Here is a 22,047-nt window from a genome sequence, read left to right on the forward strand (position 1 = left end):
GTAACCAATGATCAAAAGGACAAGAAGTGAATTCGCTTTGTTGTTGACCATCTCGCTTGGAGAAATTGGAGCCTATGCACTACTCTCATCAGAGCTCCCAACCAAACAAAGCGTATGTAAGAAGATCAGAAATAACGTTTCAGGCAAAATCCAGACAGCTTATCATTCCAAAAGAAGATTTGCGGATCAATGAAACAGCGTTCCGATTTCAGGGAGGGGAGTATGGTAGGGTCGCAGGATCATTTTTCTGGGTGTTTACGCATCCCGGTCGAGGTTCCCAGCTCCATCGACATCCCTATCAAGAAATCTTTGTTTTGCAGGAGGGTCTGGCTACCTTTATCATTGGCGAGACGACGCTAGAAGTTACGGCTGGCAATGTTGTCGTTGTACCAGCTAATACTCCTCATAAGTTTACCAATACCGGAACAGAGCCGCTTCAGATGATCTCCTTTCATCCAAGCTCACAGGTTCTTCAGGAGGTGTTGGAATAAACAGAAGGGGTGATATCGTAGAGAATTCTGCATTTCTGCTTAAGTGAACACAGTATCTAAAGCGCAAAAATATACGAGGAGAAGACTGATGAGAAAAGTTATTGCAGCCCCATTTGTCACACTTGATGGTTTTATGGCTGGGCCAAAGGGTGAAATTGACTGGAATGAACCCTATTTTGATGATGAAATGGTTAATTATGTCGGCGAGCAATTCAGACAGATCGATACCATTCTCTTTGGGCGGGTGACATATCAACTATTTTCGCAATATTGGCCTACTCAGGGCGTCAAGGATGATCCGGTCTTCGCCGAGAAGATGAACACTCTCCCCAAACTGGTTTTTTCAAGAACGCTCGAAACGACCGAGTGGAACAACTCTCGACTGGTGAGAGACAACATTGTTGAGGAAATTCAAGCACTGAAACAACAACCTGGCAAGGATATGATCATCGATGGAAGTGCTCGCCTCATTCACTCCTTTACCCACTTGGGCTTGATTGATGAATATCGCCTTCGTGTTCATCCCGTGGTGTTAGGGAGTGGAATACCGCTCTTTCAAGGCCTCAAAGCACAGATGACACTGAAATTAGTTGCTTCGCATTCCTTCCAGTCTGGAGTCGTGATCCTTCATTATCAGCGTGAAGGGTAAGCATGCCAACAAAGCACTGTTCCTTGGAGATGGAGGATTGTATTTTTATCTTCAGGACATCATCGTGCTCCCTGCCTTTCAAGGAAAAGGGCTGGGAAAACGTCTGATGGGGGCGATTATGGCCTACCTAGAGCAACATGCCCTTCCAGGAGCGTTCATTGGGCTGATGGCAGCCAAAGATGCAAGCACCTTTTATACACAATTCGGCTTTGTGGTTCGCCCACCTGAACGTCCTGGCATGTTTCTTTCCAGAGCAGAGCTTCGACCACCTACCACCTGATGGGCGCGACAAGGGGGGGTCGCGCAGATACGCAATCACTTTGTGCTCTCTCTTCTAGAGTAGAAGCCTGAGTTATCGGTTGTCACCATCAATAGAAACACACCACTGGCATGTGAGTTGACGGGTGACCGGGTTCTGGTTCGTTCCGTAGCAGTTCCCCCAGTGTTAGTACGTTGAGACATCGCAGGGGATACGGGAGAAACCGTGAGATGAGTTGGCCGCTTGTCTCCCAGAGATGAACCTCCTTCCGCAACAGAGAAGAAGAGGACAAGCCGATTGCTCATGTTATACATCAATCGTTCCCTCATGGAAGGAAACCGCTATGGGCAAGCGTCTTACCGCTCCCGAGGCCACGCAGATGGTACTGACCCAGATTCCCGACGAGGGGAAGCACACATTGGGCAACCTCGTAAGCGGCCTGGTGGAAATGCGAAATTGGCTTACCAGCGACAAGCCGGCCTGGCTGCTTCAACTGATTCAGGTGGTTAAGCAAGCTAGGAGGCGTCCCAACACGGATGCCAACGTGGTGATTCTGAGGATCTTCAACGAGGACCAGGTAGAGGACAGAAACATGATAGCCTCCACAACGCTGCTGACCCTCGCGCAGAGGGCGTCCTATAGCTTGCCAGCTTACAACGGAGAGGTGGTAAATTGGGTAAAACTTCGATCGATTTTGAAATACCATGGAGAAAATCGGCACGAAATATAGAAATCGATCAGTCATTGCCAACTTCCAATAGTATCCCCTTCTCGTCACAATAACAAGAGACATGATATTTTCTCAAAAGGAAGGATCATCAATGGTCAGCACAGCAACCTACAGTTCTATCATGCTCGGCGACATTCGCATAACCTATCTGCCCGATGGATATATCCTCTTCAATCCAATAGCCTTATTCCCGACAGCCATCGCAACAGACTGGCAGCCCTATCAGCATCTGCTCGATAGCAATGGTCAACTAGTTGGCAGTCTTGGTGCCTATCTGCTCCAGACGCCAGAGCACCCGATAGTAGTTGACAATGGGTTCGGACCCCAATCCTTTGAGAGTGACCACTTCAATGCGTTTGGAGGCGAACTCCTCTCGAATCTTGAGCGTGCGGGACTCAAACCTACCGATATCGACACCGTTTTTTTACCCACATGCACTCGGATCATGTGGGCTGGATCGGGCACAAGGTCAATGGCGAACTGGTCGCGACCTTCCCAAACGCTCGTCACCTCGTACGCAGTGCCGAGTGGCGCCGCTTCGACAATCCAGCGGAGAACAGGGCCAGTGTAGCCGACGCGCTCAATCTGCTGGAGCATCGTATTGAGTTTGTCGAGGAAGGAGAGTATATCGCGCCTGAAGTGAGGATTCTCGCTACTCCAGGTCATACTGCCGGTCATGCATCCCTACTGGTGACAGCAGACGAAGAACGGGTCATCATTCTAGGTGATATCTTCCATAGCGCTCTACAGATTGAGCATCTCGAATGGACCAATACCTTCGACCGTGATCCTGAACAAGCAAAGGCCATGCGCAGGTGGATGCTTCACGAACTCGCACAGCCCTTAACAACAGGAGGAGCTACTCACATCGCCGATTCGGTCTTCATTTCGCTCGGCTAACTCCTAAAAATTCCTGCAAGAAGGGACTGATCTGCTCCTGCACAGCTGATGGATGCGGAGGAGGAACTTGCCCGACCAGGAGAAACAGATGCGCTTTCTCTTCGGCGCTTAGCCGAAGAGCCTGAGCAAGATTGCCGAGAATTGGGCAGAGACGTGAATATCGCGTCCTTGCTCCAGCCAGGTGTACCATGTCACCCCAACGCTGGCGAGTTGAGCCACTTCCTCTCGTCGAAGTCCCACGGTTTTGCGGCGGGTTGTCAGTGGCAATCCTACTTCTGCTGGAACGAGACGGGCTCGGCGCGTGCGCAGAAAATCAGCCAATTCCTAGCGTCGCTCATCGTCTGTCATGATTCTTTCCTTTCCCTGGTACTGACAATCCTAGTATCAAGACACTCTGGTATAGTTTTCACACGTATGACATAGTTGATACTAGCAATAGAAGTGTGATTACTAGCATGTACGAAAAGGAGTGACCATGTCAACCCAGCCGCTACCCCTTTTAACAAAATCATCTTCCTCTCGTACTGAACGTGAGCGGCAGGACAAGCCTAACTCGCAGTCCCTTGTCTGGTGGGCAGCAGCATCGCTTGCCGTCATTGTCGGCTTTTCGCGCATTTCTTATGGCCTCTTGCTTCCCTCCATTCGAGCGAATTTAGGTGGAGCCTACAATGCGTATGGTATGGTGAGCATGGCCAATTTTGCGGGATATTTGCTGGGAACACTGGTAGTTCCCTTGCTCCTTACGCGCTTGCACAAGCAGATCATGCTCAATAGTGCGGCGCTTCTGCTTATGAATGGTGCCATGGTCGGTTCAGCGCTGAGCCTTAACCTCGTACAATTGAGCATGTGGCGCTTTCTGGTTGGTTTCTTTTCTGCTATCGCTCTTGTACTGACCCTCTCACTCACGCTCGAACGCGTGGAAGCCGAGAAGCGAGGACGAGCATCAGGCATCGTCTGGATGGGAGCCTCATTGGGGGTAAGCCTTTCTGGACTTGTCGCACCTGCTATTTTGAACAGTGGCTCACCTCTCGCGTGGCGCTGGGTCTGGATCGTCATGGGCGCAAGTGGTGGGGCCGCCGTCATTGGGCTGCATCGCGTGCTGCGCATTCACAATGATCAAGCGCCTCCTTCTGGTGAAGACCGCATCAACAAGCAGAAAGCCCATGCAGAGCATGCTGTGGTGTCTCTCCTCATCGAGTTACTTCAACCGCCTGGTTTTCTGTTTGCAACGCTCTCCTATGTTGGCTATGGCTTTGGCTATATTATCTATCTGACCTTTTTTGTCTCACTGGTCGTTGAGCAAGGACTTCCTTCTGTGCTGGTTGGTCTCATCTGGGCAGCAATGGGGATCGCGGGAGCGGTGAGCGGGGTAGTGTGGGGATGGGCCATTGACCGATTGCCGACAGGATTCACACTCTCGCTGGCACTGGTATTGGGAGCACTGGGAGCACTCTCTGTTCTTACCCATCACCTCCTGTTGGAGGCCATTGGAGCAGCTTTGTTCGGTCTGTCTGTTTTTCTTGGACCACCGCTCATCGTCACTTTTTTACTCCGACGGGTTATTCCAGCGGAGCGCTTTCCGTCCAGCTACAGCCTGCTCAACACACTTTTTGGCATAGGTCAGATCCTTGGCCCACTTGTCGGAGGATTCATCGTAGAACAGCGGGGACTGGTCACTGGAACAGCCTTTACTGCGGTAGTCCTTTGGGGAGCAGCGCTTCTTGCGCTCAGTTATGGCATGATGCAGCATCTGGGGTATAAGCAGAATGCTACCGTATAATGCGGCCCATCTTGTCAGTTCCTCAAGAATGCTGGTAAGCTTGCATCTGCCCTCGGGAGGTATGCGAACACTCAAAAAAAGACCACAAACAATAATTTGAATATAGAAGGAGAAAAGAAAGAATGAGAGCACTTATTTGCAAAGCTTATGGAGATCCATCGCAACTGGTCTACACAGAGGTGCCATCTCCTACCCTACAAGCAGAGGAGGTACGTATCGCTGTTCATGCGATTGGTCTCAATTATGCAGATGGGATTCAAGTATCTGGACGATCTCAACTGCCTCTTCCTTTCAGTCCTGGCTTTGAATGCAGCGGGACCGTAATCGAGTGCGGGTCCGAAGTGCAAGCGCTTCAACCAGGCGACCGGGTGCTTGCCATCATGACCTCTGGCGCTTACGCGGAGGAAGTGGTCGTTCCAGCAGCCCACGTTGCGCTCCTACCGTCCAATATGGATATGCCCGCTGCAGCGGCCTTTCCGGTGGCCTATGTAACAGCCCATCTCGCGCTTGTCCACCGTGGACAGCTCAAACCGGGAGAGGTGCTCGTAGTGAGCGGAGCCACTGGAAGCGTAGGAAGCGCAGCGCTGGAGATTGCCACCCGATGGGGAGCAACCGTAGTTGCGGTGACCGGAAGGCCAGAACACCTTCCAGCAAAACTTGCCGCCGTATTCAACCCGCGTCAGGATGATCTTGCCAAGCGTTTGCTTGAGCAAACCTCAGGGCGGGGAGTAGATCTCGTCTTTGATACGATAGGAGGGGGGTTCTTTGATCCCGCATGGGCTGCCCTGGCCTGGGAGGGACGATACCTTACAGTAGGCTTTGCCAGCGGCCAGATTCCCCAACTCGGTCTTCGCCAAGCGCTCGGGAAGAATGGTGCGGTGATCGGTTTTGAGCTGGGAGGATATCTAACACGCCGCCATGCCCTTGTGCCTGAGGCGCTGAGAACGCTGCTTTCCTGGTATGAGGGAGGAGTATTGACTCCACGCGCGCTGCAGGCCGCTCCGCTGTCAGATGGGGGGGGAATGCTCCAGCGTCTCGTCAATCATCAGATCCAGGAGAAAATCGTGCTTATAGCCAGGGAATAGCTGAGGGAAGGCCACCTCTCCATCTGGAGGAGGATTGGAAAAGTTGAGAGCATCCAACATGTCAAAGATTGCGCATATTGGGGCTCTCATCATCGTTACAATAGAAAGGGCGAAAGCAGAACATTTCAACGAAGAAAACGTATTTTGCCAGACTGACCACCAGCGGCACCCCGTGGGATCATATCACCTTCCTCGTGCTCTCCAGGCGTTTTGATAGTGGGATTTTCGCTCTCGATGCAGCAAACGCTTGGTTGTAATCTTCCCTTTTGTGGTCCGAGAAAAACGTTTCCTATATCCATTGCCTTTTGCAAAATAGTTCGCTAGAAGCTCCCCTTTTTAGTCTACTGATGCCTGTAAATGAATGACATAAAGAATGGATAGGGCATGAAAAGCGGCTTCTATAGATGTGAGAGATCCTGCATACGTTGTTCACCGCATAGTCTCGCGCAATTGTGCGAAGGATACATGCTGCAATACAAATACCACAAATATGGCTATATTTGATCGGGTTACCGAGAAAATAGAGTGCCTGGAAAGAGGTCAAGGAGCGCGTAGAAATGGCATGCGTCATATGACAGAAATTGGTTCTTTTAACACGTCCATGAACATGGTATGCTTCCGAGAGAAGGAAAAGAAGCACGTTAGCAGGACAAGCAGAGGAGGCGAGAATGAGTTACACTCTTCTCCACAAGGATGAACTTTCGTGGTACGGAACCCCCAATGAGTTCCAGGGCCACCAGCATGGAGATACCAACCTTTCCTTTATCTGGGTCGAATTACCGCCAGGGGATGGTCCACGTCTGCATAAGCACCCCTATGAAGAGGTTTTTGTGGTACAGGAAGGCCATGCAACCTTTACGGTTGGCTCAGGCATACTTGAGGTGAAGGCAGGGAACATCGTGATTGTGCCAGCAGGGGTGCCGCATAAGTTTCTCAATTCTGGTGAGGGGCTGCTCCGACAGATCGATATCCACGCGAGTCCAAAGTTCATCACAGAGTGGCTTGAGGACTGAAGCCGTTCACATTGGTACACCCTAAAGATCAGTCAGCCTAAAACATCACCGTAACTAGTCCAGTGCAAAATTAACAGTTACAGTTGACTTTTCACTGGACTAGCGAATTTTGCAGCGGGCTGGGGAGAAAAAGCGTGGCTTTTCTCTGTAAATGCGAAAAAAATGATCACTTTTTTCATAACGACCTGGGGAGAAGTGAGGAGGAGGGGAAAAGAGGCAGGAAGAGCATAAGGAGGGGAAGGAGTATGGTGAGGCGGGAGGAGGAGTGTTCAAAAAGCGAGGAAAGAAATAGTCCAGATACACACGGAATTGACTGTGCCTGTCTCCTTGTGTAGTTCTTTGATCGGTATGCGAGATGAACAGGTAAACAAAAAGTAAGGTGGGAGCAAGGTGATGGTTGTGAGCGACCAGGCGTTATTGGAGCATGGAGCTACTTCATCAAGATCCTTCTACAAAATATTTATTGATGTAGAATGATCTATCAATTCGCAAGTAGCAAGTGGCTTGAATCACCAAGAGTGAAACGCCATGCGCGATGCTCGCGCACCACTCCCAATGAAAAAGCGTCTACTGTTGGATGGCCCTCCTGCAGAGAGGACGAGCAACAGTACAGCCTTGAGCGTGTTTTTGAAACTGTACCCAGGTGTTTGGACGAACCACTCCCTGTTGCCTCATTCCTCTTCTTAGGAATGGATGTGAGAGCACGAAGAAGACACTGAGCACAAGCAGACACCCCGTGGGAGGCAGCCACATCGAAGTGTCATCTCAAGAGAAAGGAGCCAAGTATGCAAGTCATGTATCAACGGTGTGCAGGTATTGATGTCCATTAGCGCTTTCTCGTGGTCTGCCTCAGTATTGTGGAGGCTGGGCAGCGACGCAAGGAGATCCGTAGTTTCCGGCATGAGACAGCGGATCTGCTCGCCTTACGAGAGTGGCTCATGCAAACAGGGTGTACCCACGTGGGGATGGAAAGCACAGGGGTCTATACGCCTCCCCCAATGTTGCCAATTGGAGGAGGCACCGTCAGAAGAGGGTGCAGGAGACACGGACTCACACGGAAAACGACGCGGATCTGCTGCTCATCGACCTCAACGCGTTTGACCAGGGCACGAATGATCTCCCGGCGCGTCTGAAAATCCGCGTTTTGTAGCCCATCTTTGACTTTTGCGGCAAACGTTTCCAGGCTTCCCACAATCGCACGCACCTCCTCTTCCACTTCGGCTTCTTCTTTGAGACATTGGAGTTGCTCTTCAATGCGCTGTATTCTTTCACGTAGGTGTCTCACTCTCGGTTCAAATTCCCGTTTGTCAATCAACTCATCAGCATAGCTATCGATGAGACGGGCCATCCCCCGGCGAAGCTTGCCTATCTGAACCTCCAGACCTTCCTGCTCATTGGGCTTCTGTTGAGGCTGCAGACGCTGTCGATACTCCTGCTCCAGCCGCTCAGGGTTTTCAAGGAGTCGGCAGACCTCTTGCCAGGGTATTGTCAACTTAGCAATAGAACTGAACAATATGCTAGAATGGCTGTATGAAAACAAACAGCCTTGCTCCCGCTTACAAAGGTTACCGCTTCCCGCCCGAAATTATCAGTCACGCTGTGTGGGTGTATTTCCGTTTCTCGCTCAGTTTTCGTGATGTCGAAGAGCTTTTGGCGCAACGCGGGATCGTTGTGAGCTATGAAACAGTCCGGCAATGGTGTTTGACGTTTGGGCAGACCTACGCGAATGCACTGCGTCGTCGTCGCCCTCGCTGTGGCGACAAGTGGCATATGGACGAAGTTTTCCTCACCATCAGGGGCAAGAAGCATTACCTCTGGCGAGCGGTTGATCAGGAGGGCAACGTCCTGGATATCCTCGTGCAGAGCCGACGCAACAAGCATGCGGCCAAGAAGTTTTTTCGCAAGTTACTCAAAGGACTCCAATATGTCCCACGGGTGATTATCACGGACAAGCTGGCTAGCTACGCTGCCGCAAAGAGGGACATCATGCCCAGCGTTGAGCACCGCCAACATAAGGGCTTAAACAATCGAGCGGAACGTTCCCACCAGCCGACGCGGCAACGTGAACGAACCCTGAGGCGCTTCAAATCCCCTAGCCAAGCCCAACGGTTTCTCTCTGCGTTTGGGCCGATCCTGGATCACTTTCGACCCAAACGGCATCTCCTCACCGCCAGAGATTACCGTGCCCTCATGCAGGATCGTTTCCTTGCATGGAACGAGGTGACTGGCGGGAAAGTTGCCGCCTAACGCCACATCATCCTCTCCCATCCTCCGCTTCCTTCTTCCTCTTCTCCATTTCTCTCAAAAAGCTCTTCAACTTCTTCTTCAAGTTGACAATACCCTTACAAAAGTGTCGCTTTTAGCCCAGATGGACAATTTATTGCGACAGGGAATTTTGAAGCAGGAGAGGTCTGGCTCTGGCTCGTCTCAAATGGTCAGCTTATACAGGAAATGGAACCCTCTGCTGGAAGAGTACAGGGACTTGCGTTTAGTCCAGATGGGCGACTCCTAGTGTGTGGTGAGATGGGCGGAGCGCCCAGTGATAAGGAAATGCGTGTATGGGATATGCAGACGAAAGAAGCGACGGACAGCTTTTTGAGGAAGGATTGGCATCCGGCCTTTAGCCCGGATGGAACGCTGCTTGCAGCAGGAGACCTCAATTTCATTAGTATCTGGGATGTTGCAACAAGAAAAAGTATACGTTTTATGCCAGCGCATAAGGGACGTTTCTCTCGCCTTATTTTTAGCCCGAGTGGACGAGTGCTTGTCTCCATCGGCGATCGAAAACGGACGATTCGCTGGTGGGATGTAGAGACTGGACGGGAAATCTATCGCTTGAGTTAATCCAGGAGTTGACACACTGATACGATAGTTATCTTAAACAATGGTTATTCTTACAGTGTTCATCACGAAGAGATTTTTACTTTGCATCTCGTTCTTCCACGATATTTGAGTAGAAAATGAAGATGTGGTATTCGTGAAGGGAACAAGCATGAACCTGGGTGCATCCGATGCCATAACGAATATTGTGTACTGGAAAAGAGTCAGTGAACCAATGACGCAATCGCCTCAGAGCGAGCAGGCGACATGGCCCCGAAAACCCCTCTTGGTTGGATGAACCCATGAGAAAGCGCCAATAGCAGCCTTGCGCACACACAAAAAGACCCTCTTCTCCCTGCTCGGCAGCAACAAGCAACCGAGTCGTGATTGGTTTGATATCCTTGCGCCCTAGCTCACCGTCACCTTGTGGAAACGAATATCTTGCATCACTGCCCAGACCAGGCGCACACAACTGGTTTCGGTGGTAAAGGCGTCAATCTGATCGGTTCTCTGGCGCACATTGCTAAAGAAGCCTTCAATGGCGTTGGTGCTCTGGATATGCCGGTGCATCCCAACGGGAAAGTCATAAAAGGTAAGTAAGTGCTCCTCGTCCTCACACAAACTGCGCACCGCTTGGGGATAGCGCTCAGCATATTTGGCTTTGAAGGCGACAAGATTGGCCAGAGCATCCTCCTTCTTCTCCGGCTTCCAGATCCCCACCAGATCGGCTTGCACCAGCTCGCGCTCTCGACGAGGAATGGCACTGAGAACGTTGCGTTGCTTATGGACCAGGCAGCGTTGACGTGGGGTCGCGGTAAAGAGCTCGCTAAGCGCTCCCAGCAGCCCTTCATGCCCATCGGTGGCAAAGAGGTCGATTTGAATCGCTCCACGGCTGCGCATGTCTTGTAAGATGCTTAGCCAGCCTTCGCGGCTTTCTTCAGCGCAGGCCTGTAAGGCAAGCATCTCCTTGTTGCCCTCCAGGTCGACCCCCAAAATGGTCAACAGGATACTTGAATCACACCCAGAGCCATGGCGGATGCCGAAGTGAATGCCATCGAGGTACACAATGCGATAGTGGGTTTGCAAAGGACGGATGCGCCAGCTCTCGAATTGTTCACTCAAGCTCTCATTCAAGCGGCTCACACTGCTGGCGCTGGGGCGACCCCCAGGAGCGTATTGGCGACCTTGCCAATTTTGTGGGTGCTGCTTCCGCTGACAAACATTTCGGTTAAGGCTTCTGCCACCTGAGGCTCGTAGCGGCTGTAGCGCTCGAAGGCCTGCGTATGGAATTGGCCCTCTCGATCTCGCGGGACGTTGAGATCTTCAATGCGACCGCTTGTGGTCACCAGGTCGCGGGTGTAGGAGCCATTGCGATAGCCTCGACGCTGGCTCGTGCTTTCTCCCCACTCTGCACCTAAGAACAGGCTGAGTTCTTCTTGCATGATTTCTTCCATCACCACGCGGGTCGCTCCACGGATGAGCTCGCGTAGATGCTGATGAAAGCTTTCCTGGCTGAGGACATCTGCTGGGGAAATGCTCACCCTTGTCGTTGGTGACTCTGGTGTGTTATGGTGTTTCTTGTGCACAGGCATAGGCTTTTTCTCCTTGTCCTGTCAAAGCAGGACAGTGTAAAAAAACATTCTTCTATGCCTGTTGTATCACCTTTTCTCTCCTTGCTGCGATGGTCTCCCCTTTACACAACATTCGTTATGGCATCGGTGCATCCTTCAAAACCTTACTTATGCTCGACCAATGGGATCGCTTCTCGTTCTCAGAGTGTGAAGCGATTGCTCGTGACCTGGATAGCGCTTTGCCCGCCTCGTTCCGGTTCCATAAAATAGAAGCCTGCTCACTTGGAGATCAGAGGCATCATATCGCCGTTTTCGAGTGGGCTGGTCTTCCCGATAGCTACCATAAAGGCTTTTTCGCCCTTACTCCTGGAGGTACGGCCACGCTGGGATATGATCGGGAGCAGTCTTTTGTGCCAGATCAGCAGCAACAAGCAAGTTGGGAGAACGAGACGCAAAAGACTGGAATGCTTCCTGGGGCTCTGGATGCCTTCCTGGATCAAACCATGACGCCTTTGCGGCATGTCCATATCGAGCCTTTTCTTTTGGAGACACAGGCCACTCCTCTGGCTGCACCTCCTGTCTATGACGAGACATTAGGGCCCAGGGGAGGTTGGCGAAAATCGGTAACTCCTCTCACTGCACAGAAAACCCTTGAACGTATTTCACGAGAAGGGTTTCGTTTCCCGACCTCTGACGAATGGGAATACGCTTGTGCGGCTGGCTCGCGCTCGCTCTTTCGCTGGGGGAATACAACCCCACCTTTTTCTATCCCCTCTCTTGGGCGTCAGAAAGCTGCCGGATGGGATCTGCATCTGCGGGAGAACGCCTTTTGCTTGCTCATTGCCTGTTATCCTTATCACTGGGAGTTTTGTGCTGAGCCAGGAGTGATGCGCGGAGGCGATGGAGGCAGCGCGTTGCATGCAGGAGCAGGAACGTTTGCCGCCTGGCTGACGCTTGCTTCAGCGTTTCATAGTCGCTGGGAGCACGAGGTTTGCTATGGGGTTTATCTCAGGAGGGCTCTTTCCCTCGTTTGAATCAACAGGCAGTGTACCAGTGGAGGTTAATATGTCCTACATGGATAATGGCCAGGATATTGCGGACTTAATCGACGCTTTAAACAATCGTACATGGAAAACGCGTCGCCAGGCATCTGATATCCTCATTCAGCGTGGAAGTTCTGCGGTTCTGCCGCTTATGGCCGCGATCCGGCAGAATGCCTTTACATTTTTTTCTTTGCAGGAGGCGGTGCGAACCCTGGCAGGAATTGGAGATGAGCGGGCAATTGATCTACTTATTGAATTGCTCACGAATTGGAATGTTCATGCTGTTCAAGAGGCTATCAAGGGTCTTGGGCGCATGCGCAATCCACGGGCAATCCAACCACTCATCAATGTGTTTCGCCAGGACTGGGATGATCCGGAAACGTACACAGCGTGGCAAAATGCTACAACAGCTTTAGCGAGTATCGGGGAGCCAGCCTTCGAACCACTTTTGCTCGCTCTGAAAGATGAGGATAGTAATGTGCGGCAGGAGGTCGTTGATACCCTAGGAAAATTACGAGATCCGCGAGCACTTGATCCTCTCGTACAAGCTCTCCAGGACGAACAGGATGCGGTACGAACCTTTGCTGCCGATGCCTTGGCAACACTCGGTGACAAACGTGCCATTGAACCATTGATTGCTTTGCTTTCAGATGAGCATTGGCTTGTCCGGGTACGAGCGCTCTTTGCCTTAAGAAAGCTTGGTGAACTATCTATATTTGATTACGTTGTCAGTGCCCTTGACGATCACGATCCCAAAGTGCGCGAAGCGGCTATCTTTGCGTTGGGAAACTTGCCAGATGCTCGCGTACAAGATATCCTCCTTGGAACCCTCAAAGATTCTGATAGCTGTGTGCGATGCACTTCTATCCGTATTCTGGGCAAGGTCGGTGACGAGCGAGCTTTACCAACTTTGCGCTGGATTCAACAAAATGATACGAATTTTGACACCAAAGGGAACAAAATGAGCGTCGAAGCAGCACATGCTCTTAAACGTATCCAAGAACGTCAGCAGAATAGGTAGTACAGGAGTGTCTACATTTAAATGTTGGGCTATGTTTGTTGCTGAGAGAGATTGTATTCTTCTCAGCAAGCATCAATTGCTGAGATATAATTTAAGCTAGGCTTACAATGATGTTTTGCATTTTTAGGAGGGAGAATCTGCTTGATATGCCGTCAATAACCTCATTACATTTAGACACAACTGGCTGGAATGCTTTAAGCCAGTCTGCTCAACAGATGATATGGCAACATGATGCGACAGGCGATGTGCTGAGCATCGAATTCTTTAACCATCCTACGAAGCTGCCTTTTGCTATGAACGATGTAGAAGCTATAAAGGCCCATCATGAGCAATATTCAGTAAGACCTGATGAAGGAGCGATCGTTTCAATAGACCTGGTCTCACTTCATGGTCCGGAGGCTGTGCGTATGATTATCAAGGCTCGTAATCCTCGCATTGCTGGGCTTCCTCCTCATGGTATGACCTATCTGGGTTCGTTGATGATCCCGCTTGCAGGCTTCAGTTACGTTGTAAAAGTACAATGCTGTGAGCGGGGAACGACGGGATTGCGGGAAGCTGGAGTGGCCCTCATACTGAATCCAAAATCTTCGAAACCTACTGGAGAAGTAAAAGTTGTCAAATCTCTTGAGGAGATGTTTGCTGCCAGGAGCCAGAGGCCTATTGTGCGGACCCCAGCGGACGACGAGCGCTATGATACCATGTTCCCACAACACCCCCTCTCAAGAGTGCGGACGTATCTTAACCATGTTGAGCAGACCATCAAGATCGATTCTGACGTACAAACAGCCAGGCGGGTTGAGGCAAGCCTTTCTTAATTGATGCAAAAGGAGATTTTATCTGAACGAACAAGTGATACGGGAAGCAGCTATTGCTGAAATACTTCATCCAACACTCACACTTACCCAACAATTGTTGGCTGTGAATAAGGTTGTGTTCAACGAGCAGGTGCCGTGTGTGGAGGACGTGATCTTGAGTGGAGACAAGAGGGCTGAAGTCTATTTCCCTATTGAAGGAGAACGCTACTATTTTGTCGTGTATCTTGATTTAGAGCCACGAATATCTGTGAGATGGGTGGGGACCTCTCCAGGTAACCGTGTCTATTTCTATGCGGAATCGGAAGAGCGCCAAGTAGACGAGTTGGTTGCAATGCTCGGTCTTGAACCGACCAGGACATGGGAAAAGGGTAGACGTAACGGGGTCGAAGTTCGGCCCTCCCTTAAGGAAACAGGAGATGTGGAAGACAAATTACGTACCATTATCAGCGTATTATTGCCCTATACAGCAAACATCCATGCCCTGTCTGCGCTAGGCGATGTGGGGATAAACATAGCCTATTGGGGATACCAGGAGCAAATGGGAGGAATACATTTGGACACAGATATCATCCAGGGATTAGCTGCCTTGAATCTCTCGGTAGATGTAGATTTGTACGCAGATGGCCCTGATCTAGAGGGATGCTAACCATATGCCGCATCACACTCATGACATTGCTGTCTCTCTCAATCGTTGGCGAGTGTTCTTGCTTCTAAGTGCAATAGTATTGATGGGTTTAATTATTTTAGGCTTAGATGCGTTCGTTACTTGGGCTTTCTGGAACCAGTATCATATTGACACTGGCGCGTATGTGGCTGCAATAATACTTTTCATTGGCACACTATTCTTTGTATGGGCTATAGCCCTCATGGTCCAGAGGCTACGCCAACAATGCCCGGTGATCATTATCAATTCCCAGGGCCTCTATGTAGATTTTCCGCTACGCTTCACCCTTGTGCCACGTTTCAAGCAGAGCTTTCTGCCCTGGGAAGAGATAGAATGGATCTCTTCTTTTCAAAGCGGAATGCATACCTGGCTAACGCTAAGCCTTAAAGATCCTGAACGTTACTGGTCACACTATGGCAAAGGGAAATATCGTAAATGGCGCCGGGATTCTATCACTGGAGCACACATCAACATTGTGTAGTTTTCACTTTCTTTGTCTGCTAGACAAATTCTCCAACAAATTGAAGAAAACTATCGCCCAGAACTACTTCAGTCTAACGTAAAGGTCATACATTGATCTGCTTTTAATCGAGCGTGAGTTGGGAAAGTGTCTTTATCTTTCGTCAGCAGAATAGATAGTAGGAAAAGACCGTGAAAATATTACCCCTAGAGGCCAGCGATCAGGAGATCTTAGACGCCGTACGAGAATGGGTGGGCTTGCTCATAGAAGAGCGTTATACAGATGCCTACGAGTTTTTGTATCATGAAGACAGTCTTCAAGGCTGGACCCCAGAGTTCATTGCTACAGTGATTCAGAACTATGGTTCTCTCGACCCTGATTTGAGCGGTGAGGTATTTACAGTCACGTCGTTAGACCAAGCAAAGGTAGATCCCCCGAGGTCTATGCCACTGCGCCAGGATGTGCATCGGTATCGAGATGCCGATTCTGACAGCTTTCGATGGGACCCCGAAGGAGAGGACGATGATGTAGGGGGAGATGTCCACTTTGGTCTTCCACTGAATGGGCATGCGAGCGACCTTACCGCTATCCTTGATTTTTGTGTTGTGAAGAACCACATCGTTTTTCAACTGCGTGATATTCGTGTGATGTAAATCAAACGGAGCAGCAAGGTTCATAAAGCATGAAGGACGCGCTGCCGCAACAGAGCAAACCCAGCTCTGCCGTAGCCCATGCGTTTGATAAGCTTCAGTTTACTCACGTGTTTTCCCATTCGCGCAGTCCCTGGATTTGTTGGTCAAAGTACTCGTCATTCATCCAACCGATGCCCCAATCAGCTGAACATCCGCGTTCCCCATAGGTGAGCAGTGTTGTCCTCGCTCATCGAGCGGGTGTTTGCCAGCGCCAGAGGAGAGAGCCGCCAGGCAGGGCATGGGGACATCCAGAATCCGTGGAACGCGCGCGGTCTCCCGCAAGTGTCTGCAGACCGGTCACAGGCGGTGCCATGTATGTGTTGGCCCAAACCGCCTTGTCTCTCATGTTGCTAGTGCTGTTGAGAAGAGGTGCTGGCTCGCACCCGATTCACGACGTCGCGAAGAGCGTCAATGACAACCTGTGGTTGATCAAGCTGGATGCGCATGACCACTGTGTTCGATGACACGAAGAGAGCCGTGCGGGGAAAGGTGAGCCAGCTCAGCCTGGAGGCGCGAGCCAGCAGTGCTTCATGGTGGCGTTGGGCCAGACTCCTCCGTGCCGCAGCCAGAACAATGAGTGGAATGGGTGGAAAAGCGGTTGCCGATCGAATCTGTGCTTCACTCTGTTCGAGAGCTTGCGCTTCACCGAAGATCCAGTCATATGCTTGGGAGCGTAGCCCAATGGCTCTTGCCATGGGTTGAACAGCAGCTGGTAATGCGTCGATCACGCCATTGGATTTCCCTTGTAGACGGAAGAGACCCAGGCGTGCGAGGAATGGACGCAAACGGAACTGGTGGCAGCCTCTCGAAGAGCGCAGACTTCTTCGCGAGATGGCATTCTCCTTGCTGTCTCTCTATGATCTGTCGCTCCTCCTGCCTAGAGAACCGGTCGAGTAATGGGGACATGGAAAAACAAGTCAAACAGGGTCAAATGGAGGGATGGTTGAGTATGAGTTGTTGTCCCATGGGTTGTTGCAAGAGCGCACCTCACGACCCATTGTGCGGGAGCAACAGTCCTTTCGCAATGGCTTTGGCCACGGCTGCTGCACGCGAATCGACCTCTAGTTTGGTGTAAATACCAGACAGGTAGGACTTTACCGTGCGCTCCGCTATGCCGAGATGAGCAGCGATCTCTTTGCTGCGCTCTCCTCGTGCGATCGCTTGCAGCACCTCCTGTTCTCGTTCGGTGAGGATAATTGAGGGAACGCCTCTCCTGGAAGGCGTGTCAGGGGCTGGCTGAACCTGGAAGGTTTGGGCGAGCAAGCGCGACAACACATCCGGTTGCAGGAGCGTTTCTCCACGGGCGGCGGTGCGAATCGCATCCAACAGCATTTCCCGGCTGATATCCTTGAGTAGATACCCGCACGCACCGGCTTGAAGACCTCTCAGCATCAACGAGTCCTCGTGATAGGTCGTGAGGATCACCAGGGCGATCTGCGGCCAATGGGCGTGGATTTGCTCAATGGCCTGCAACCCATCCAGTCCCGGCATACGCAGATCCATCAAAATCACGTCTGGCTGGATCTCCCCGGCGAGGCGCACTGCTGCGGTGCCGTCAGAGGCATCGCCCACCAGTTCGATCTCCGGGTCGGTTTCCAGGATGAAGCGCAATCCTTCGCGCACGATCAGGTGATCATCGGCAATGATGACGCGGATATGTTTTTTCTCCTGGTTCATGCGACCCTTTCCACTGACAGAAGGAAACGCAGGGTTGTCCCCTCTCCTGGTGCCGTCTGCACCACCAACTGACCGCCAAACAAACGAGCGCGCTCGCGCAGACCGAGCAGCCCATAGTGACCAGGCTTCGAAAGGGATTCGGGATCAAAGCCGATCCCATTGTCTCGCACCTCGATGGTCAACTTCTGCTCGTGCTCGGTCACGCAGACCCAGACCTGGCTCGCCTGAGCGTGTCGGGCGATGTTCAGCAGTCCTTCGGCGACGCTGCGTCGAATTGACTCCCCCAGCGCCAATGGTATGGAAGAAAAAGGCGCAAAGTGTGTGGTACAGAGAATGCCGGTTGCTTCGGTGAAGCGCAGTGTCTCCTCTTCGAGCGCCTGTCGTAGGTCGGTGGAAGGCATACCCGCAGTGCGCAGGTCGTCAATGGCGGAGCGCGCAGTGGCCAGCGTGGTTCGCGCGCGTCCCATCGCCTGGGTGACAATCTCCAGCGCCCGCTCCTCGTGCTTGGCTACCAGATGGGCTTTGACGGCCTCCAGTTGGAGAAGCAGGCCAGCAAGCCCCTGGGCCAGCGTGTCGTGCAGTTCGCGGGCCATACGCTGCCGTTCCGTAGTCCTGGTGAGCTCTTCGATGCGGGTCGCGTCCTCGGCCAGTTGCCGATGCGCCTGTTCTAGTTCGTGCAGGAGCCTCTGCGTCTGCGCGCGCACGCGCGTCTGCTGGAGTGCATAACCGATTACGAGGATAAAGACAGGCAGGGCATACGCCAATGCTATAGAGAACGGGACAGAGCGGGACGCAAGGAATGGGACGACTTTTCCTCCAAAAGTCCGATTGAGGTTCATGCTGAAGAGGAGCAAGCAGGCGAACCCTTCTAGCAGGATCATGCGGATCGAGAGAACCTGGCTGGCTATTTCTCCGACCAGGGTGAGATAGAGGAAGAATGTCACCGTGAAATTATACGCTACGGCACTGATGAGGATGATCAGCAGCGTCTGAATGGCCAGGTAGCACCCGCGCCACCAGACAGAATCGGTTGCGCGAGAACGGTTGATTCCATACAGGCTCCAGTGCAGCAGCATCAGGAGCGTGAACAGCAAAAACCTACCGGGGACGGTTTGTTCGCTCAAAATTCCTTCCCCAAAGACTCCCCATACATAGATCAGGCCGATCCACAGCAGCAAGAGCCACCGAAAGGGACGCAGGTTCCGCAGATGTGCGTGGAGGTGGTGGAGTAATTGCATAGAAATAGGTGAGCCTTTCTTCTCTGCCATACGTGTGTCAGTACGTGGGTCGGTGCGGTGACATTCCTTCTCCGTTGGAGGGAGTCAAACCGTCCTGCCGGTTTCGCCCAACCAGTATAGCATGTCGGGTGATGGGACGAAAGCGTCCAAACGGACCGTGTCCGAACGTACGAGGGGAAACGTCCCGAATGGACGAAGACAGCTCCCCTGCCTCTCCTCTACACTGGAACGGAGCCTGGTCACCAGAACAACCGGAGCAGGCACTCTGCCAGAGACGCGGAACTGCATGGAGATTGATCCTTTGCTCGTGGGCATCGGCATCATCCTGATATTACTGATCACCAGGCCGTGGAGACTGTCAAAGCATGCAGAGCGGTTCCACCGTGGCATGTCGCGCTTTGTTGGCTCAACCTTTGTTCTGCGTGGCAGTGAACGAAGCCTTCCCGGCTGTTCCTACCAGACGCTCGCTCCTGGTCAGCGTGCCGTTGCCTGAACTAGATCTGGGTTCGACCAGTCCTCGCTTTTCATGGGAACGATCTTGCTGAGCGGTTTCTCTCTGGTCTTTTGGGTCGAAACAGCCCAGACCTGGCTCGTTCGCAAGCTGTTTTGTCTCATTCTCACATCTCTATGGAGGTCGTATGACGTTTGATCGTTTGCGCTATGAACTGCGCTTGCTCGGCAAGCCGGTTTTTCTCACCCCTCTTCTGGTGGTGATTGGCTTCGCCCTGTTCCTGACGCTGGTCAATCGCAATGTGGACAAGGTGGCCCAGTCGATGGGCGCCAGCCTGGAGGTGTTGCTGCCAATGGCTGCGGGCGTGGTGGTAGCAACCATCGCAACGTATGACCGGGCGCTTGAATTGCACTTGACGATGCCACGCTCCTACCACCGCACCGCAACCATGCGTTTTCTGTTCATCTTGCTCTGGAGCGCCCTGGTCTCGCTTCTGACCAGTTATCTGCTCTACGTTTTCAACTTCTGGCGTCTGCCCACACAGATCGCCCAGTGGAGCCAGCCCTGGCAATTTTTGACCTGGCAGATGACGTGGCTCTCTTCAACGCTCTGGCTGGTCGCTCTCGGCCTGGTGCTCTCGCTGCTGCTCCGCAGCCGCTCGGCCAGCGGGACACTGCTCTGCGTTGTCTCCGTTGCCGAACTGATCTTCCATCAGGCGATGGATCAGGACCCCTTGTATCATCCAGTCTACCTGTTTCCACTGACCTTCTCACCTGATGCCAGTTACTGGCTCACGAATCGTCTGGAACTGCTTGGCACGGCGGCAGTCCTGCTCATGCTGGCCTGGTTCCTTTTGCGCCAGCCAGAACGGTTGCTCTCGCAGGCATCGGGCGAGGAATAAGTGGAGAAGAGATAACGAGAGAAATGAAAGGAACATACATATCTATGAACTCATTCAAAATCATGTGGGGAGCACTGCATTATGAATTTCTAATGCAGATCCGCCGGCCTACGCTCTGGCTGGTCTTTCTTGGTTTCGCGCTTTTTCTGACCAATCGATCGAACATGGGGGATCTCACTGCTGAGCATCTGCCACCGCTGCAACTGGCAGCTCTCCTGGCACTGCTGACGAACTGGCTGACCCCGGTGGGCGTCGGCACCTTTCTGGCCAACCGCCTGCCACGTGACCGGCGAACCAGGGTGGAAGAGCTCTTGAACACGCTGCCCAGCACAGTACGCATGCGTGTGCTCAGCAAGTATCTGGGAGCGACGTTTGCCACGCTTACCCCCGCTTTCCTGCTGTATCTGCTGATCCTGGGCGTTGCGGTCTGGCAGACTGGCACCTTCCTGCTGATTCCCCTGGGCCTGCTCTGTTATGTCGTGATTGTTCTGCCTGGCATGTTCTGTGTCGCAGCCTTCTCACTCGCCTGTCCCGCGGTGATCTGGGTCCCGCTCTACCAGTTCTTGTTCTTTGGCTACTGGTACTGGGGCAATTTGTTGAGCCCATCCTTCGGCCTGCCCACGTTGAACGGGACGGTCCTGACCCCCATCGGCAGCATGATCGGCATGAGCTTCTTTGGCATCTCATCCTATCGTGGAGTTGTTGGACCATACCCTGCCATAAACGGTGTGGTCAGTATCATGGCGCTGCTCGGCCTCGCTATTCTGGTTCTCGTGGCGCTTTCCCAGTTTCTCACCTGGAAACAGGCCCGGATGTAAGACAAACTTCTTGTCAAGGTTCTTGATCCGTTTTCAAAAGGAGTGAAAAGCGATGCAAATCACGATCAGTCATCTCAATAAAGTCTATCGCGGCGATGTTCAGGCCCTGACCGATGTGAATCTGGTGTTCCACAATGGAATGTTTGGCCTGTTGGGGCCCAACGGTGCGGGCAAAACGACATTGATGCGCATTCTGGCTGGTATTCTGCGCCCGACGAACGGAACCATCCAGGTGGAAGAACACAACGCCAAGTCCGAACGCGGGCGCACGGCGATCAAGCGTCTTCTGGGCTATCTGCCCCAGGACCTGGGGGTCTACCCGGATCTGAGCGCGCGCGAACTTCTCGATTATGTCGGCATCCTCAAGGGCCTCGATGAGCGCAAGACGCGAAAGCGCCGCGTTGATGAACTCCTGGAACTCGTCTCGCTTTCCGACGTCGCTCATCGCAAGCTCAAGACCTTTTCCGGTGGCATGAAGCGGCGCGTGGGCATCGCCCAGGCTCTGCTCAATGATCCCAAACTGCTGATCGTCGATGAGCCGACGGTGGGCCTTGATCCAGAGGAGCGTATTCGCTTTCGCAATCTGCTCTCGGACCTGGGAGGGGACCGCATCGTGCTGCTTTCCACGCACATCATCGAGGATATTGCCCAGACCTGTCCCTTTCTGGCGATTATGAACAAGGGCCACATCACCTTCCAGGGGAGCACCATCGAGCTGGCCAATGCAGCGCGTGGCAAGGTCTGGATGGTCACGACCGGCGGCCCCCAACCAGAGGGAGACGTCATGGTGGTGTCTACCATGAATATGGGGGCGACTGTGCAGTACCGCGTGGTTGGCGAACTGGCTCACCCGGGGAACGCGGCCCCCGTCGAACCGAGCCTGGAGGATAGCTATGTCTGGCTGATGCGCGAGAAGCGCACTCCGGCTCTGGCAGAAGCGCGGTGGTAGCTGCGGGAGGGCCAGGGGAC

At 52.4% G+C, this 22,047-nt stretch carries 26 protein-coding genes and 2 pseudogenes; 21 read left to right on the plus strand and 7 right to left on the minus strand.

All coding sequences use genetic code 11. The annotated features are described in order from the left end of the window. The first annotated feature begins 74 nt into the window (after positions 1-74). The 5 genes from JMJ16_RS55995 to JMJ16_RS13965 all read left to right on the plus strand — a co-directional run bounded on the left by JMJ16_RS55995 (position 75) and on the right by JMJ16_RS13965 (position 3,029). Positions 75-491 carry a cupin domain-containing protein gene (locus JMJ16_RS55995; protein WP_201382116.1) on the plus strand — a complete coding sequence of 139 codons (417 nt, stop codon included), beginning with the start codon at positions 75-77 and terminating at the stop codon, positions 489-491. 88 nt (positions 492-579) lie between these two features. Beyond that, positions 580-1,140: a dihydrofolate reductase family protein gene (locus tag JMJ16_RS13950; RefSeq protein ID WP_201382117.1), complete on the plus strand. Its 561-nt coding sequence runs from the start codon at positions 580-582 to the stop codon at positions 1,138-1,140. 37 nt (positions 1,141-1,177) lie between these two features. Next, positions 1,178-1,420: a GNAT family N-acetyltransferase gene (locus JMJ16_RS13955; RefSeq protein ID WP_201382118.1), complete on the plus strand. Its 243-nt coding sequence runs from the start codon at positions 1,178-1,180 to the stop codon at positions 1,418-1,420. Positions 1,421-1,742: 322 nt separating this feature from the next. After that, positions 1,743-2,129: a hypothetical protein gene (locus JMJ16_RS13960; protein WP_201382119.1), complete on the plus strand. Its 387-nt coding sequence runs from the start codon at positions 1,743-1,745 to the stop codon at positions 2,127-2,129. 432 nt (positions 2,130-2,561) lie between these two features. Next, positions 2,562-3,029 carry an MBL fold metallo-hydrolase gene (locus JMJ16_RS13965; protein WP_201382120.1) on the plus strand — a complete coding sequence of 156 codons (468 nt, stop codon included), beginning with the start codon at positions 2,562-2,564 and terminating at the stop codon, positions 3,027-3,029. Positions 3,030-3,096: 67 nt separating this feature from the next. Here the strand turns inward: JMJ16_RS13965 and JMJ16_RS13970 are convergent. After that, a pseudogene (locus tag JMJ16_RS13970) lies at positions 3,097-3,350 on the minus strand (helix-turn-helix domain-containing protein); the annotation flags it as partial. 154 nt (positions 3,351-3,504) lie between these two features. Between JMJ16_RS13970 and JMJ16_RS13975 the strand changes: the two are divergent. The 3 genes from JMJ16_RS13975 (at position 3,505) to JMJ16_RS13985 (ending at position 6,907) form a co-directional block, all read left to right on the plus strand. Next, the gene (locus JMJ16_RS13975; protein WP_201382121.1) at positions 3,505-4,809 is read left to right on the plus strand and encodes a YbfB/YjiJ family MFS transporter; all 1,305 of its coding nucleotides are present in this window, start codon (positions 3,505-3,507) and stop codon (positions 4,807-4,809) included. Between the two features lie 122 nt (positions 4,810-4,931). Continuing rightward, positions 4,932-5,894, plus strand: a complete 963-nt coding sequence (locus tag JMJ16_RS13980; RefSeq protein WP_201382122.1) for an NADPH:quinone oxidoreductase family protein — start codon at positions 4,932-4,934, stop codon at positions 5,892-5,894. A gap of 668 nt (positions 5,895-6,562) precedes the next feature. Continuing rightward, positions 6,563-6,907 carry a cupin domain-containing protein gene (locus JMJ16_RS13985; protein ID WP_201382123.1) on the plus strand — a complete coding sequence of 115 codons (345 nt, stop codon included), beginning with the start codon at positions 6,563-6,565 and terminating at the stop codon, positions 6,905-6,907. A 982-nt stretch (positions 6,908-7,889) separates the two neighbouring features. Here JMJ16_RS13985 and JMJ16_RS13990 read toward each other — a convergent pair. Then, positions 7,890-8,420: a hypothetical protein gene (locus tag JMJ16_RS13990; protein WP_201382124.1), complete on the minus strand. Its 531-nt coding sequence runs from the start codon at positions 8,418-8,420 to the stop codon at positions 7,890-7,892. A 17-nt stretch (positions 8,421-8,437) separates the two neighbouring features. Here JMJ16_RS13990 and JMJ16_RS13995 point away from each other — a divergent pair, with 17 nt between their 5' ends. The 3 genes and pseudogenes from JMJ16_RS13995 to JMJ16_RS14000 all read left to right on the plus strand — a co-directional run bounded on the left by JMJ16_RS13995 (position 8,438) and on the right by JMJ16_RS14000 (position 9,751). Further along, positions 8,438-9,154 (plus strand): IS6 family transposase, encoded by a 717-nt coding sequence (locus tag JMJ16_RS13995; RefSeq protein ID WP_201382126.1) that lies wholly within the window; start codon positions 8,438-8,440, stop codon positions 9,152-9,154. 204 nt (positions 9,155-9,358) lie between these two features. After that, positions 9,359-9,460 (plus strand): annotated as a pseudogene (locus tag JMJ16_RS57010) (hypothetical protein); the annotation flags it as partial. A 12-nt stretch (positions 9,461-9,472) separates the two neighbouring features. Further along, positions 9,473-9,751 carry a WD40 repeat domain-containing protein gene (locus tag JMJ16_RS14000; protein WP_236601480.1) on the plus strand — a complete coding sequence of 93 codons (279 nt, stop codon included), beginning with the start codon at positions 9,473-9,475 and terminating at the stop codon, positions 9,749-9,751. Positions 9,752-10,135: 384 nt separating this feature from the next. On the opposite strand, the gene JMJ16_RS14005 is transcribed toward JMJ16_RS14000, so the two are convergent. Continuing rightward, positions 10,136-10,849 (minus strand): IS256 family transposase, encoded by a 714-nt coding sequence (locus JMJ16_RS14005; protein WP_255553188.1) that lies wholly within the window; start codon positions 10,847-10,849, stop codon positions 10,136-10,138. Between the two features lie 17 nt (positions 10,850-10,866). Beyond that, positions 10,867-11,319 carry a transposase gene (locus JMJ16_RS56000; RefSeq protein WP_255553189.1) on the minus strand — a complete coding sequence of 151 codons (453 nt, stop codon included), beginning with the start codon at positions 11,317-11,319 and terminating at the stop codon, positions 10,867-10,869. A 149-nt stretch (positions 11,320-11,468) separates the two neighbouring features. On the opposite strand from JMJ16_RS56000, the gene JMJ16_RS14010 reads away from it, so the two are divergent. The 6 genes from JMJ16_RS14010 (at position 11,469) to JMJ16_RS14035 (ending at position 15,954) form a co-directional block, all read left to right on the plus strand. Next, a complete protein-coding gene (locus JMJ16_RS14010) occupies positions 11,469-12,332 on the plus strand; it encodes an SUMF1/EgtB/PvdO family nonheme iron enzyme (protein WP_201382135.1) in 864 nt (287 codons plus the stop codon). Positions 12,333-12,363: 31 nt separating this feature from the next. Beyond that, positions 12,364-13,362 (plus strand): HEAT repeat domain-containing protein, encoded by a 999-nt coding sequence (locus JMJ16_RS14015; protein WP_201382137.1) that lies wholly within the window; start codon positions 12,364-12,366, stop codon positions 13,360-13,362. A 107-nt stretch (positions 13,363-13,469) separates the two neighbouring features. Then, positions 13,470-14,177, plus strand: a complete 708-nt coding sequence (locus JMJ16_RS14020) for a hypothetical protein (RefSeq protein ID WP_201382139.1) — start codon at positions 13,470-13,472, stop codon at positions 14,175-14,177. A gap of 34 nt (positions 14,178-14,211) precedes the next feature. Next, positions 14,212-14,823 carry a DUF4279 domain-containing protein gene (locus JMJ16_RS14025; RefSeq protein WP_201382141.1) on the plus strand — a complete coding sequence of 204 codons (612 nt, stop codon included), beginning with the start codon at positions 14,212-14,214 and terminating at the stop codon, positions 14,821-14,823. Between the two features lie 4 nt (positions 14,824-14,827). Then, positions 14,828-15,322, plus strand: a complete 495-nt coding sequence (locus tag JMJ16_RS14030) for a hypothetical protein (protein WP_201382143.1) — start codon at positions 14,828-14,830, stop codon at positions 15,320-15,322. 170 nt (positions 15,323-15,492) lie between these two features. Then, a complete protein-coding gene (locus JMJ16_RS14035) occupies positions 15,493-15,954 on the plus strand; it encodes a hypothetical protein (protein WP_201382145.1) in 462 nt (153 codons plus the stop codon). A 389-nt stretch (positions 15,955-16,343) separates the two neighbouring features. Here the strand turns inward: JMJ16_RS14035 and JMJ16_RS14040 are convergent, their stop codons facing one another. The 3 genes from JMJ16_RS14040 to JMJ16_RS14050 form a co-directional block, all read right to left on the minus strand. After that, complete coding sequence (locus tag JMJ16_RS14040) at positions 16,344-16,778, minus strand: hypothetical protein (protein WP_201382147.1); 435 nt, start codon at positions 16,776-16,778, stop codon at positions 16,344-16,346. 202 nt (positions 16,779-16,980) lie between these two features. Further along, entirely contained in the window at positions 16,981-17,670 is a 690-nt protein-coding gene (locus JMJ16_RS14045; protein ID WP_201382149.1) for a response regulator transcription factor, read from the minus strand. Further along, on the minus strand, positions 17,667-18,908 hold the full coding sequence (locus JMJ16_RS14050; RefSeq protein ID WP_201382151.1) for a sensor histidine kinase: 1,242 nt from the start codon (positions 18,906-18,908) through the stop codon (positions 17,667-17,669). Before JMJ16_RS14050 ends, JMJ16_RS14045 begins: the two co-directional genes overlap by 4 nt. A gap of 157 nt (positions 18,909-19,065) precedes the next feature. On the opposite strand from JMJ16_RS14050, the gene JMJ16_RS14055 reads away from it, so the two are divergent. The 4 genes from JMJ16_RS14055 (at position 19,066) to JMJ16_RS14070 (ending at position 22,027) form a co-directional block, all read left to right on the plus strand. Next, the gene (locus JMJ16_RS14055; protein ID WP_201382153.1) at positions 19,066-19,401 is read left to right on the plus strand and encodes a hypothetical protein; all 336 of its coding nucleotides are present in this window, start codon (positions 19,066-19,068) and stop codon (positions 19,399-19,401) included. Between the two features lie 145 nt (positions 19,402-19,546). After that, positions 19,547-20,260: a hypothetical protein gene (locus tag JMJ16_RS14060; protein ID WP_201382155.1), complete on the plus strand. Its 714-nt coding sequence runs from the start codon at positions 19,547-19,549 to the stop codon at positions 20,258-20,260. 44 nt (positions 20,261-20,304) lie between these two features. Beyond that, positions 20,305-21,078 (plus strand): hypothetical protein, encoded by a 774-nt coding sequence (locus JMJ16_RS14065; protein ID WP_201382157.1) that lies wholly within the window; start codon positions 20,305-20,307, stop codon positions 21,076-21,078. Positions 21,079-21,130: 52 nt separating this feature from the next. Continuing rightward, positions 21,131-22,027 (plus strand): ABC transporter ATP-binding protein, encoded by an 897-nt coding sequence (locus JMJ16_RS14070; RefSeq protein WP_201382160.1) that lies wholly within the window; start codon positions 21,131-21,133, stop codon positions 22,025-22,027. Positions 22,028-22,047: the final 20 nt, after the last annotated feature.

Source organism: Ktedonobacter sp. SOSP1-52 (genome assembly GCF_016587395.1).